This is a genomic window from Staphylococcus sp. GDY8P119P, assembly GCF_017892075.1.
GTDB classification, from domain to species: domain Bacteria; phylum Bacillota; class Bacilli; order Staphylococcales; family Staphylococcaceae; genus Staphylococcus; species Staphylococcus ureilyticus.
This window is the reverse complement of the sequence record NZ_JAESKJ010000011.1, coordinates 129,206-142,488: the sequence shown is the minus strand read 5'-3', so window position 1 is coordinate 142,488 and position 13,283 is coordinate 129,206. Positions and strand designations below refer to the sequence as shown.

At 29.6% G+C, this 13,283-nt stretch carries 15 protein-coding genes and 1 riboswitch; of the genes, 9 read left to right on the top strand and 6 right to left on the bottom strand.

The genetic code is table 11. From position 1 onward, the window contains the following. Nucleotides 1–422 precede the first annotated feature (422 nt). The gene (locus KA830_RS11550) at nt 423–1,259 is read left to right on the top strand and encodes an aldo/keto reductase (RefSeq protein WP_204179885.1); all 837 of its coding nucleotides are present in this window, start codon (nt 423–425) and stop codon (nt 1,257–1,259) included. 78 nt (nt 1,260–1,337) lie between these two features. Here KA830_RS11550 and KA830_RS11545 read toward each other — a convergent pair whose 3' ends face one another. From KA830_RS11545 to KA830_RS11535, 3 genes are read right to left on the bottom strand one after another with little or no spacing between them, the layout of a single operon-like run. Beyond that, the gene (locus KA830_RS11545) at nt 1,338–1,694 is read right to left on the bottom strand and encodes a fluoride efflux transporter FluC (protein ID WP_046207603.1); all 357 of its coding nucleotides are present in this window, start codon (nt 1,692–1,694) and stop codon (nt 1,338–1,340) included. Beyond that, complete coding sequence (gene crcB / locus KA830_RS11540) at nt 1,691–2,056, bottom strand: fluoride efflux transporter CrcB (protein WP_046207602.1); 366 nt, start codon at nt 2,054–2,056, stop codon at nt 1,691–1,693. The genes KA830_RS11545 and crcB overlap by 4 nt, the downstream gene beginning before the upstream one ends. A 60-nt stretch (nt 2,057–2,116) precedes the next feature. Beyond that, the gene (locus KA830_RS11535; protein ID WP_046207601.1) at nt 2,117–2,422 is read right to left on the bottom strand and encodes a hypothetical protein; all 306 of its coding nucleotides are present in this window, start codon (nt 2,420–2,422) and stop codon (nt 2,117–2,119) included. Nucleotides 2,423–2,708: 286 nt separating this feature from the next. On the opposite strand from KA830_RS11535, the gene KA830_RS11530 reads away from it, so the two are divergent. Beyond that, the gene (locus KA830_RS11530) at nt 2,709–3,422 is read left to right on the top strand and encodes a transaldolase (RefSeq protein ID WP_046207600.1); all 714 of its coding nucleotides are present in this window, start codon (nt 2,709–2,711) and stop codon (nt 3,420–3,422) included. Nucleotides 3,423–3,922: 500 nt separating this feature from the next. Beyond that, complete coding sequence (locus KA830_RS11525) at nt 3,923–4,372, top strand: hypothetical protein (protein ID WP_046207599.1); 450 nt, start codon at nt 3,923–3,925, stop codon at nt 4,370–4,372. Nucleotides 4,373–4,376: 4 nt separating this feature from the next. Here the strand turns inward: KA830_RS11525 and KA830_RS11520 are convergent, their stop codons facing one another. Together KA830_RS11520 and KA830_RS11515 are read right to left on the bottom strand one after the other, a co-directional pair. After that, nucleotides 4,377–4,799, bottom strand: a complete 423-nt coding sequence (locus KA830_RS11520) for a competence protein ComK (RefSeq protein ID WP_070039579.1) — start codon at nt 4,797–4,799, stop codon at nt 4,377–4,379. A gap of 10 nt (nt 4,800–4,809) precedes the next feature. Then, the gene (locus tag KA830_RS11515; RefSeq protein WP_204179886.1) at nt 4,810–5,289 is read right to left on the bottom strand and encodes a sigma-70 RNA polymerase sigma factor region 4 domain-containing protein; all 480 of its coding nucleotides are present in this window, start codon (nt 5,287–5,289) and stop codon (nt 4,810–4,812) included. A 221-nt stretch (nt 5,290–5,510) separates the two neighbouring features. Between KA830_RS11515 and KA830_RS11510 the strand changes: the two genes are divergently transcribed. Together KA830_RS11510 and sagB are read left to right on the top strand one after the other, a co-directional pair. After that, a complete protein-coding gene (locus KA830_RS11510; RefSeq protein ID WP_204179887.1) occupies nt 5,511–5,735 on the top strand; it encodes a hypothetical protein in 225 nt (74 codons plus the stop codon). A gap of 164 nt (nt 5,736–5,899) precedes the next feature. Then, nucleotides 5,900–6,754 (top strand): peptidoglycan release complex glucosaminidase SagB, encoded by an 855-nt coding sequence (sagB, locus tag KA830_RS11505; RefSeq protein WP_046207596.1) that lies wholly within the window; start codon nt 5,900–5,902, stop codon nt 6,752–6,754. A gap of 395 nt (nt 6,755–7,149) precedes the next feature. On the opposite strand, the gene KA830_RS11500 is transcribed toward sagB, so the two are convergent. Beyond that, the gene (locus KA830_RS11500) at nt 7,150–8,079 is read right to left on the bottom strand and encodes an osmoprotectant ABC transporter substrate-binding protein (RefSeq protein ID WP_046208326.1); all 930 of its coding nucleotides are present in this window, start codon (nt 8,077–8,079) and stop codon (nt 7,150–7,152) included. Between the two features lie 161 nt (nt 8,080–8,240). Here KA830_RS11500 and KA830_RS11495 point away from each other — a divergent pair, with 161 nt between their 5' ends. The 4 genes from KA830_RS11495 (at nt 8,241) to ribB (ending at nt 13,274) form a co-directional block, all read left to right on the top strand. Then, nucleotides 8,241–9,716, top strand: a complete 1,476-nt coding sequence (locus KA830_RS11495; RefSeq protein ID WP_204179888.1) for an FAD/NAD(P)-binding protein — start codon at nt 8,241–8,243, stop codon at nt 9,714–9,716. 394 nt (nt 9,717–10,110) lie between these two features. Further along, nucleotides 10,111–10,244: riboswitch (FMN riboswitch) on the top strand. Between the two features lie 158 nt (nt 10,245–10,402). After that, nucleotides 10,403–11,446 (top strand): bifunctional diaminohydroxyphosphoribosylaminopyrimidine deaminase/5-amino-6-(5-phosphoribosylamino)uracil reductase RibD, encoded by a 1,044-nt coding sequence (gene ribD, locus KA830_RS11490; protein WP_046208328.1) that lies wholly within the window; start codon nt 10,403–10,405, stop codon nt 11,444–11,446. A gap of 6 nt (nt 11,447–11,452) precedes the next feature. Beyond that, complete coding sequence (ribE, locus tag KA830_RS11485) at nt 11,453–12,085, top strand: riboflavin synthase (protein WP_046208329.1); 633 nt, start codon at nt 11,453–11,455, stop codon at nt 12,083–12,085. 10 nt (nt 12,086–12,095) lie between these two features. Beyond that, entirely contained in the window at nt 12,096–13,274 is a 1,179-nt protein-coding gene (gene ribB / locus KA830_RS11480) for a 3,4-dihydroxy-2-butanone-4-phosphate synthase (protein ID WP_204179889.1), read from the top strand. Nucleotides 13,275–13,283: the final 9 nt, after the last annotated feature.

The following is a 13,283-nucleotide window of genomic DNA, read 5'->3' as shown; positions in this document are numbered from 1 at the left end:
TAATAGCTCATAAATGAATTTTTTCGAAAATTTATTTATGGGCTTTTTTACTTGTATTTTATAAGTGTGAACTTACTTTCTACGAGCAAACTTTAATATAAATTATCTGGTTTGATTTGCCTATCAAAATATATGTATCTAAATTGCTATTTATTAATGTTATTCTAATTCTATATAATACCAATATATGTATAGGTCATTAAACAATAGGATTAAAATAACTTAACAAATGTGTTTTTGGTTTAGGAAAAGAATCGAATTTTTTTAGAAGGTTATGACTATAGCTATTTGTTAAAAGTCTATATCCAAGTATATAAGTAATTTATTTAGACAAATTATTTAAAATTTAGGCATTTTAATTTAATTGTTTGATAAATTTGATTATTATTATAGATAGTTTAATAGTAAAGGGGAGTTTAAATTTGGAATTTGTAACATTTTATAATGGTAATGAAATGCCAATCATAGGCTTAGGTACTTTCCGAGTTGAAAATAACGATCAATGTAAGGATGCAGTAAAACATGCAATTGAAAATGGGTATAGACATATTGATACTGCAATGATATATGATAATGAGGAAATGGTTGGACAAGGCATTGCAGAAGGATTATCATCCACAGGATTAGATAGAAGTGATCTTTTTGTTACATCCAAATTATGGCTTGATGATTATGGTCGCAGCAATGTAGCGGAAGCTTATGAGACTAGTTTAAGTAAGCTAGGATTAGACTATTTAGATTTATATTTAATGCATTGGCCAGGCTTAGATGAAGCATTGATGATAGATACTTGGCAAGGTATGGAAGATTTGTATAAAAATGATAAAGTTAAGAATATTGGGGTTAGTAACTTTAATGCAGAACATTTAGAAGCATTACTTGCTCAAGTTTCAATTAAACCTGTAATTAACCAAGTTGAATTTCATCCTTATCTCACACAGTCAGAATTGAGAAGATATCTTGAAGTTCAAAATATACACGTAGAATCCTGGTCACCATTAATGAATGCACAAATTTTGGAAGATGATATAGTTAAGTCAGTAGCATCAGAAATAAATAAAACACCAGCACAAGTTATAATCAGATGGAATATTGAACATGGAGTTGTAGTGATACCTAAATCTGTCACACCATCTAGAATTGAAGAAAATTTAAATGTATTTGATTTTGAATTAACTAAAGAACACATTGAACGTTTAGACAGTTTAAACGAAGATAAAAGAATTGGTCCTAATCCATCAGAGTATAGTGGACACTAATAGAGTAATTGCATTTTGAATAAGACCGTAAATATAGTAGATTAAAACTATATTTACGGTCTTTTCTTTTTATGTAAGTTAAATCATAAAATATCCTAATAAACATGAAATGAACGCTACTACATATTGTAAAATTGAATAAATAATAAAATGAAATATCTGTTTGTTTGGTGTTAACATTTGAACTAATTCAGATGATAAAGTTGAAAAAGTAGTTAGTCCACCAAGAATTCCAACAATTAAAAATGTGTTAATCCAAGTAACGTTTAAAGTCAGTCCCATGCATAGACCAATCAAAAAACTACCTAAAATATTTACGACAAGTGTTGCAATCGGGTAAGTACTATTAATTCTATTGTTAAAGAAATTAGTAACAAATGCACGAATAACTGCGCCTATTCCGCCACCTAACATAACTAAAAAAAACTGAGTCATGATAAACGCGCCCCCATTCTAACTCCAATATAACAAACCAATATACCTATGATATAGCTGAGTAAAGCATAGGTTACTAACATTACATATGCTTGTTGTTGTAATAATCCAACAAGTTCGAATTGAAACGTTGAAAAAGTAGTCAGTGCACCAAGTAATCCAGTAGTTATACCTTTTTTGAGTAGTGGATTGTTTCTAAAATACTGTATCGCTAAAGACCCTAATAAGCCCATTAAAAATGCACCTATGATATTCGCGAAAAATGTGCCAGTTGGAAATCCTTCAGTACTATTAAAAACAGATAATAAATAGCGAATGAATGCGCCAATGGCACCGCCAACAAAAATATACAAATATTGCACTATGATATCTTCCTTTCAAAAAAATAAACTACAAAAGTAGTATAACTTTTGTAGTAGGATTTAGAAAATAATACCAAATGTTGAGAGAGAAGCTAAGATATGAATTGCTATCACAATTAATATTATATAAGGTAAAACTTTGCTAACTGGACGAATCCAATCTGAATCTTCATGTAAATTTTTAATAGATTTATCAGAAAAGATAATAGCAAGTATTAAAATAATAGCATTGATAATACTACAAACAAAAATGAGTTTAATCATTGAATTAAAGTGCATATTTAGTAGAGGGTTTCTAGTATTAAAATAAAAGCTAATTATAATTAAAATGCATGATAAATAAAAATAAAGTTTTGAACGTGCCATAATAACCTCCTAATGCAATTTATTAAGTTATAATACCATAAATTAACTTAAAGTTAACTAAATTTACAATAAGAAAAGTTTTTAGTTAATAACAATATAGATTATAAAGCTTGATTTTTAGTGATATTAGATCTGTTACTGATACTATTATTTTCAGAAATTAATCATTTATAAGCAGAAAAATAGAATTTATGAAATAAAGGTGGTATAAATAAAGTGTATGGTTTAAACCGTTATAAAAATAATTCTTTATAGAATTATTTATTTTAGTCAGGAGGAATTAGTAATGGCAAATTTAAATGTTGAAGTGTTTGCAGATGGTGCAGATATTGAAGAAATGAAAGCAGCTTATAAAAATAAACAAGTAGATGGTTTTACCACAAATCCAAGTTTAATGGCAAAAGCAGGTGTAACAGATTATAAAGCATTTGCCGAAGAAGCTGTGCGCGAAATTCCTGACGCTTCTATTTCATTTGAAGTATTCGCAGATGATTTAGAAACTATGGAAAAAGAAGCGGAAATTTTAAAACAATATGGCGATAATGTTTTTGTTAAGATTCCAATTGTAAACACAAAAGGTGAATCAACTATTTCTCTAATTAAAAAATTATCAGCAAACAATGTTCGTTTAAACATTACTGCTGTTTATACTTTAGATCAAGTTAAAGAAATTACCAATGCTGTAACAGAAGGTGTTCCAACATATGTGTCTGTATTTGCTGGACGTATTGCAGATACAGGAGTAGATCCAATTCCATTGATGAAAGAAGCAGCTGACGTTACACACAGTAAAAAAGGTGTGAAATTATTATGGGCAAGCTGTCGCGAAGTCATCAATGTCATCCAAGCTGATGAAGTTGGCGCGGATATTATTACATGTCCGGCAGATGTAGTTAAAAAAGTGAATAATAATTTAGGACGCGATATAAACGAATTATCTGTTGATACAGTTAAAGGCTTTGCAAAAGATATCCAAAGTTCTGGTCTGTCTATTTTATAGTCGTAAACGCAGTTAGTTCATTTCTGTAGCTACTCCCAAATGATGGAAAAAACACTTTCATTGAATTCATCATAAAATGAATTCATATGAAAGTGTTTTTATTATCATCTACCTTGCTTATACACACTCAAAGTTAAAGTATAGTTACTGAAGTAAAAGTTATTTTATTATTAAGCAATTAACTAAAGTTATAATATTATGAATTAGTAATGAATGAAACGAGTAAATAATGAGCGATTATAGAAGCGAAATCATTTACTATTGGGTAAGCGATGGTAAGTTGTATTTCAATTCATTGTTGGCGTTGATTAAAGTAGGATTGAATAAATTGAATTTATGTGGTTACTTGATTGAAATAAAAAACTATAGAATAGCATGGATAAGCAAAGGAAATATAATTTGATTGCAAAATTTTTTATAATATTATTGAAACCATAAGATAAATAACTTATCCTGTATATTGATAGTATAAGTGTGATACTTTTTAAGGAGAAACTTTAATGAAAGCAAATATTTTTAAACAGAAAGTTAAAAAGCATTTATGGTTTTTAAATAAAAAAGAAAAACAACAACTAGATCAAGTGTTATCAAAAGTCTTGGATAAAAACCATGAGGAAGAACTCAATCGACCAATTGCGTTTTCCAATCAATTTTTGAAAAATTATATCTTTGAAGAAAAGGTAGTTTCATCAGCTTATTTCTTCATGTTATTAATTGGTATTTTAATTACATATATTATTTTATTAGGATTATTCTTATTTGCTTTATTGACAAGTTTGTCGTCAGTCCAATTTTTTATTAAACCAGAAGTTGATTTATCTAGTATTATCGTTGTATTGACACTCATAGGTGCGCTACTATTATTGGTGATTAGTCTATACTTAATTAAGGTCGCAACAGGTTATTTTACGAAGAAGCTATTAGAATATAAGCATAATAGAGCGCTATGATGCGTTAAATTAAAAGGTGAGAAAGTGTGATGCTTTCTTGCCATTTTTTATATACAAAAGTGTAGGGTGCATCTACAATGATGAATGTAGCATTTTCAAAATAAATTGTTGTTTGTTCATTATTTGATTTAATCCCAACAATCGCATTTGCATTGATATAATATTGCAAGGGTGCGCGTCTCGCTTTAAGCGGAAATAAAGTAATATCTGGATTAATAAATATAGGGACCATTTTTCTGATTTTTAAAACTAGTTTAGCTTGTTTTGTTTGATAAGATAGTGATAAACCATAGGTTTCTAGAAGGTAAGTAAGTGTAGGCATGATTGAAGTAGGATAGTGAAATTGATGCGTGGTATATTGCCCGACTGTTATGATTTCATTTCCAACAACGGATTTGAGGTATAATAATTTTGTAAACTTTGTCATTTGCCAACTCCTATTTTTGATTTATTCCGTAATATTTAATGTATTTTATTTGCACCTTTTTCCGATAATTTTTTATTGTAGAAACAGAGCAGTTCAACATTGATGCAATCTCAAATTGTTTATAGCCTAGCAATTTTAAGTTAAGCCAATTTTTTTCATTAGTAGTTAATAGTTGCAAAAACTGTTGGTATATAATTTGATGATTCATTTGATCAAACAGGATATTTTCTCGTTCTTTTAAATCTGGAGAATTTATTGTAATTTCTAATTGTTTCTGACTGCGAAACAAATCAATCAAATAGCAATTCAAACGAAAATATAAAAATTGTTGTAATGAGACAGAATGATGGGGAGAATACTTCTGTGTTAGTTCCCACATTTTGATAGTGAGTAATTGAGTATATTCTTCTCGATTATACTTAATATGGTATTTTTTTAATAACACAAAAATTATAAATTTGAATTGAAAATATGTTTGTTCGAAGGACATGCTGTAACTCCATTGTTATATATATAACTTTTATTTCCGGATGCAATCATTTTATTTTAAAATTTAGTAATTTTCATTTGCTAAATAATGATAATAGGTGTTAAATAGAGTTAATAAGATAGATAAAATTTAAGTTTTATAACATCAACGCGTATTCAACTTAAAGATATAACACTTTAGAGTTTTAGTATTATCTTCGGACAACAAATCAGGAGGTTTATATGGATTACGCACATTTAAATTTAGAACATTTTTTTGCGAGACATGATGATTTAGATATGATTAAAGATAAATCAGACTTTGTTATGATAAATAATCTAACAAAAGAAATGATGTACCGCGATGGTGAAATTGAAGGAACAATTGATTTAAATCGTTATTATTATAAAAACAGATCCCAAGCAATAAGCTTTGTTATGATGGAATATAATAAAAGTCAAGAGTAATGAAATTAAAATTTCATTACTTTTTTTATGAATATGTAACAACAAACATATTAAATTGTACGTTCAACTATTTAGTGTTAGAATTTAAATTTAGATAGTCTCTTAAAGTATATTTTAATAAAGAGAGGACTTAATATTCTTATTATTACCTATGAGGTGTGGACATGACGAAGCATAAGAAAGGCTCAATACTATCAATTATTGGCTTATTGGTAGTGTTAGTGATAGCTGTTGTCGTTGTATTTTCAATGATTTCAGATCAAATCTTTTTTAAAAAGGTTAACCAACAAGAAAAAGTAGAACAGCTCAATATTACTTTAGATAAAGCATCAAAAAAACAAATCGATAATTATACTAGCCAACAAATTTCAAATAAAAATAATGATTCATGGAGAGATGCGTCTTCAACTGAGATTAAAGCAGCAATGGATAGTAATAAATTTATTGAAAGTGAAACTCAAAAATATCAATTTTTAGAATTAGATAAATATCAAGGAATTGATGAAAATAGAATAAAAAGAATGTTAATCGATAATCCAGTACTATTAGAACATTCAGACGATTTCATAAAAGCAGCAAAAGAAAAACATGTAAATGAAGTATACTTAATATCACATGCATTGCTTGAAACAGGATCAGCTAAAAGTGAATTATCGAGTGGTGTTGAAATTGATGGCAAGAAATATTATAACTTTTTTGGGGTCGGTGCACTTGATGAAGATCCAGTGAAAACTGGTGCTGAATATGCTAAAAAACACGGTTGGGATACACCAGAAAAAGCAATTACTGGTGGTGCTAATTTTATACATGAACACTTTTTATCAAATAAAGATCAAAACACATTGTATAGCATGCGCTGGAATCCTAAAAACCCTGGTGAACATCAATATGCTACAGATATTAAATGGGCTGAAAGTAACGCAAGCCTAATGTCAAATTTTTATAAAGATATGAAAACAGAAGGTAAATATTATAAATATTTTGTATATAAAGATGATAATAAACATAAAAAAGAATGATCTATGATTTTAAATATAATTAATTATAACAAATGAAAATGATTGAGTTTGTTATACGAACTAATGAAGGACTAATCCGTAGGAAAAATGGATTAGTCCTTTTTGAATACATAAATGATTGATTTTTGATATTTACATTAGTTAGTAATTTATATTTTATAGACATAGGTAATCGAATTCCGTAAACTGTGAATTAATTATCAAGATGAACGAGAGATGTTAAAGTAGTAAATATTATTTAGCTTTATTTTTCTGTCCAAATAATATAAAAAGCATAATCGTTGATATTATCACTTTTATAATGAATTTCATTAAATCACTTCCTTACTATGTAGCTATAGTAACACTAATCGATTAATATCACATAACATTAAATATAGAATTACACTTGAAATTTAATTTTCATCTTCGAAATAATTGTGTTTTTCTAAAAATCTTTTGGCTACAATTGCTGGTTCTTTACCTTCACCATCTGCTTCATAGTTTAACTTTTGCATTTGTTCAGTACTAATTTTATCATCTAATTTATTAATAGATTTTTTAATTTGTGGATGCTTTTGTAATAATTCATTTGGAGCGACCGCGCTAGCATCATATGGCGGGAAAAAATTTTTATCATCCTTAAGTACAACTAAATCATACGCTGCAATTCTTCCATCTGTTGTATAACCAAGTGCAACATCGAGTTTATTATTTTTTAACGCGTCGTAAACTAGTCCAATTTGCATAGGTTTTAAATCATTGAAACCAAAACCATAATGTGCACGGAATGGTGCATAACCATCGCCACCTCTCTTGATCCATGTCGTATCTGTACCAACTCTTACTTTATCTTTTACTTTTTTTAAATCTGAAACGGTATGTAAATCATATTTTTTTGCGGTTTCTTTAGTAACCATAAAAGCAAACGTATTTTCAAATCCATAAGAGTCGAAAAACGTTTGATCAAATTTTTGATTGAATAATTTTTGAGTTACTGACATTGCTTTTTGAGTATTTGTAATAGGTTGTTGTTCTAAAGCTCCAACCAAATCAGTACCAGTGTAGCGTGTACTTGATATGTCGGCATCTCCGCGAAGTAATGCATTATGCTGTATTGTAGCTGAACCTAAGTTGTTAATAATCGATCCAGTAATCTTTCCTTTTGTATCATGTTCTATTAAATCTTTAAGCATATAAGCCATGATTTGAGATTCACTCGTAGCTAAAGCAGAAATTTTAACTGAGTTTTTAGATTGACCGCCGCCTAAACCAGGTAAGTCACAACTTGCTAATAAAATTGAACTAACAATCAATAAATAAATTATTCTTTTAAAAAATTTCATGTTTTAACTCCTTATATGTTTTAGAAATCTTTTTTGATACAACATTTTTATATTAACATATATATTAATTTTGTATAATGGTGGCATAGTCCATTAATATGTAATATCAATTAAATACTTGATATACTAAGTATAAATTAATTAAAGTAAGGATGAGTGAAATGCGTATAGCTATCATTGGTATGGGTACCGCAGGTGTTAGTTTGTTAAAAGAATTAGTTAAATATAATGAATTCGAACAAATGGAAGTAGACGTTTATGATAACCCTAAAAACATGGGTCAAGGTGTGCCTTTTCAAAATGACAGCGACCAATTATTAATCAATTTACCTGCAAAACAAATGTCTTTAAATTTGAATAATGAGCGAGAATTTTACGAATGGTATCAACATCAATCTATATTTAAATTTTCTAATCCAGAGTATCTACCCAGATTTATTTTTGGACACTATATGAAAGATTATTTGGAAACTTATCATAATCAATATAGTAATATTCATATGATTAAAGAAGCAGTATTAGAAGTGTATATAGAATCTAATATTGGGGATACGCAGGTTGAATATGTTGTCTGCACATCTGAAAATTTAGAGAAACGCCGACGTTATGATATTGTATTTTTAACAATCGGTACGATGTCCTATCATGACCCATATCAATTAAAAGGAACGCCAGGTTACATAAAAACACCTTATCCTACTTATGACACATTAAATGAAGTTGATAGTACTGATAGAATTGCCATTATTGGTACTGGCTTAGCAAGTTTAGATGTCATTCGATTTGTAACGGCACATCATCCTAATTTACCTATTACAGTGACGAGTCGTAAAGGTCATTTACCCAGTGTTAGGGGAAATATGCCAGAAATTCAATTTAAATATCTTACTCCAGAAAAATTTAATGAAATCAAAAAAGAATATTTTGGAAACGTACCTTTGGACGAGGCATTGGCATTATTTAAAAAGGACTGTGAATATTATGATATTCCAATAGAAGCATTAGTACACAGAAGGCAAGGCGACCCGATTTTGGATTTAACCTATGATTTACAACATGCCGAAGCGCTAGGGAAATTTCAAAGTATCTTAGAATTAACAAAAGAAAATTTAAATTGGATTTGGAACAGTTTCAGTAGAGAGGATCAGAAGATATTCTTAGAAAAATACCAATCTATATTAAAAGAAAATTCGAACCCAATGCCTCCTCGTACCGCAAAATTAATTATCGATCATATCGAAAAAGGGCAAATTGAAATCAAAAAAGGGTTGGAAGACGTTAAATATGACGGGCATCAATTTTGTTTTAAATATGAGGATGATTTTAAAGCAATTGATAAATTTGATATTGTCATTAATGCTACTGGTTCAAAATCACATTTATCAGAATTAGACCAAGATGATCAACTGATTCTCAATCTGGAAAATAGGCAAGTAGTCCAAGCACACCCACTAGGTGGTATTCAAATCATTCCAGAAACAAATCAAATTATAAGTCCACGTTATGGTACCTTAAAAAACATGTTTGCTTTAGGTCAAGTTACAAATGGAATTAATCAATCACGTAACGGCGTTATGATGATAGTAAAACAAGCTGTAAGTGTGGTAGAGAATTTGTTGAATGCTAAGCATGATTGATTTTGTAGTGTAGTATACAAACGAATGTTTATCCAATTTAGATGAATCAGTTAAATATGAATTATGTTTCCGAATGAATTTAAATCCGGTTTCATTTTGAGGAAAGCAAAAGAGTAATTTTTGCTAGATGTTCGTTCGTTTTTGGTTTGAATTATAAAAATATTAAATAAGTATAGCATTTAATCATTTATGAAAATATTTTAAGATGTAAATTTTTGATGAATGGATTTGTAAACCAACTTATAAGCATTGTAAAGTCAATAATATAAGCAAGTTGTTACTGATATAAAGCCGACTTAGATAATATGAATTGTTTTTTATCGAAATATATAGTACGATAACGATGTAGCTTTCAAAAGTTACTTTGACTCAATCATCAATTACAATTTCATAAATATTCTTTCGGGGCAGGGTGAAATTCCCAACCGGCAGTAAATTAAGCCTGCGACCTGCATTTGTTTTGGCAAATGTGGCTGATCTAGTGAAATTCTAGAGCCGACAGTAAAGTCTGGATGGGAGAAAGAATGAAGTATAACAAAAAGGCACTTATACAAGTGTTTATTTAACGTACATTTTTCTAAAAATTGGAGAAGTGTATCCAAATTTAAGTAAATTATGTTATATCTAAATACATCCCACACCTGAAATGAGTTTCAGGTGTTTTTTTATTATTAAGAGGTGATTATATGAGTCAATATTTAAATTATGCAATTCAATTGGCGCAGATGGTAGATGGCCAAACTGGTGTAAATCCTCCTGTGGGTGCAGTTGTGGTAAATCAAGGTAGAATCGTCGGTATTGGTGCACATTTACGAAAAGGTGACAAACATGCCGAAGTACAAGCTTTAGATATGGCAAAAGCAGCAGCAAATGGAGCGACAATTTATATATCTTTAGAACCTTGTTCACATTATGGTTCAACGCCACCATGCGTAAACAAAATTATTGAATTTGGTATTTCAAAAGTTGTTTATGCTGTTAAAGACACAACCTTATCATCTAAAGGTGATGAAATTTTACAAAATGCTGGAGTGAAAGTCGAGTTTCATCATAAGCCAGATGCTGAAGCATTATACAAAGACTTTTTTATTACTAAGCGACAAGGCGTTCCTGAAGTTACTGTAAAAGTATCTTGCAGTTTAGATGGTAAACAAGCTACTGATAGTGGTGAAAGTAAATGGATTACCAACAAAACTGTTAAACAAGATGTATTTATGCTCAGACATAAACATGATGCAGTAATCACCGGGACTGGTACGTTAAACGCAGATAATCCACAATATACTACTAGGATTGAACAAGGTAAACAACCTATACGTGTGATACTTTCAAAATCTGGACAAGTCGATTTTACTTTAGACATTTTTCAACAACCGACGACGCCAATATGGATTTTCACAGAAAATAAAAATTTAAAAAATCAAAATAAAAATATAGAAATAATGTATTGTTCAAATTGTACGATTGAAAATATTTTAAAGCAGTTATATCAAAACGGGATTGGACGTGTTTTGGTTGAAGCAGGTCCCACGATTACTTCAGAATTTCTCCAATCTAACTTTACAAATGAACTCATCTTATATTACGCCCCGAAAATAATAGGTGGTTCTGGTGACAATCAATTTTTCAAAACAGAAAATGTCTTTAATTTATCAGACGTTCCTCAATTTGAAATTGTAAATTCCAAAATGCTTGAGCAAAATATTAAATTAGAATTGCGAAAGAAGTGAATAATTATGTTTACTGGTATTGTCGAAGAAATAGGAACTATAAAAAAAGTTACAACACAACAAGCGGTTGTTAATTTAACAATTGATTGTAGAACAATTTTATCTGACATGCATATTGGTGATTCTATTAGTGTAAACGGTGTATGTTTAACTGTTATACAATTTGATGAACGGTCATTTTCAGTCCAAGTAATCAAAGGTACTGAGAATAAAACCTATTTGAATCAATTAAATCAATCCGCTGAGGTGAATTTAGAGCGAGCAATGAGTGGTTCAGGAAGATTTGGAGGTCATTTTGTACTTGGCCACACTGATGAAGTAGCTAGAATTACTAGAATACAAAACTCAGATAATTCTAAAATTGTAACTATTAAACCATCTACTTCTGTGATCGATCAAATGGTACAACAAGGTTCAATCACCGTAGACGGCGTTAGTTTGACAGTATTTCAATTACGAGATACAGAATTTGATATTCATCTTATACCAGAAACAAGAAGATCAACTATTTTAAATCAAAAACGTGTTGGTGACTTAGTACATATTGAAACAGACATGTTGTTTAAATATGTAGAAAAAATAGTTGGTAAAAGTGAAAAAGGTTTAAGTTTAGAAAAACTAAGCGCTTTTGGATTCTAGGAGGGGTAAAATGCAATTGGACAGTATAGATTTAGCACTTGAATCACTAAAAAAAGGTAAAAGTATCATTGTAGTAGACGATGAAAATAGAGAAAATGAAGGAGATTTAGTAGCGGTTACTGAATGGATGTATGATAATACTGTTAATTTTATGGCTAAATATGGAAGAGGATTAATTTGTGCACCGATTAGTAAAAAAATAGCTGAAGATTTAGAACTTCATTCAATGGTCAATCATAATTCAGATGTATATGGCACTCAATTTACAGTTAGTATTGATCATATTAACACTACAACTGGTATCAGTGCTGATGAAAGAATGCTCACTGCAAAAGCATTAATCGATAATAGTACAACAGCAGAAGATTTTAATAAACCAGGCCATTTATTTCCATTAGTTGCTCAAGAGAATGGTGTATTGGCTAGACGTGGTCATACTGAAGCCTCTGTAGATTTAGCTAAATTAACTGGCGCAAAACCGGCAGCGCTGATTTGTGAAATTATGAATGACGATGGTTCAATGGCAAAAGGTGATGATTTAGAAGCATTTAAAAATAAGCACAATTTGGTAATGATATCTATCGAAGATTTGGAAAAATATAAAAAGCAATCTGTTTCGTCTGTTGCAGCAAAAGCTAAAATAAAGTTGCCTACTGAATATGGTAATTTCGATATGTATGGTTTTACAACAAATGATGGTGAAGAAATTGTAGCAATCACAAGTGGTAATATTAACGAAACAGAGAATGTACGTATACATTCTGCTTGTTTGACTGGAGATATTTTTCATAGTCAAAGATGTGATTGTGGTGAACAGCTTGCTGCATCTATGAAATACATTGATAAAAATGGAGGCGTTATCCTTTATTTACCTCAAGAAGGTAGAGGAATCGGTTTAATTAATAAATTAAGAGCATATGAATTGATAGAACAAGGATATGATACGGTTACAGCAAATATTGCACTCGGTTTTGATGAAGATTTAAGAGAATACCAATATGCTGCTGAAATTTTAAAATATCTAGGTATCAAACGTGTGAATTTATTAAGTAATAATCCTAAAAAATTTGGAAGTTTGGAGAATTACGGCATTGATATTGCCAAAAGAATTGAATTGGTAATACCATCGAACCAATATAACCAAGCTTATATGAAAACAAAAAAAGAGAAAATGGGTCATTTAATATAGGAGGAATAA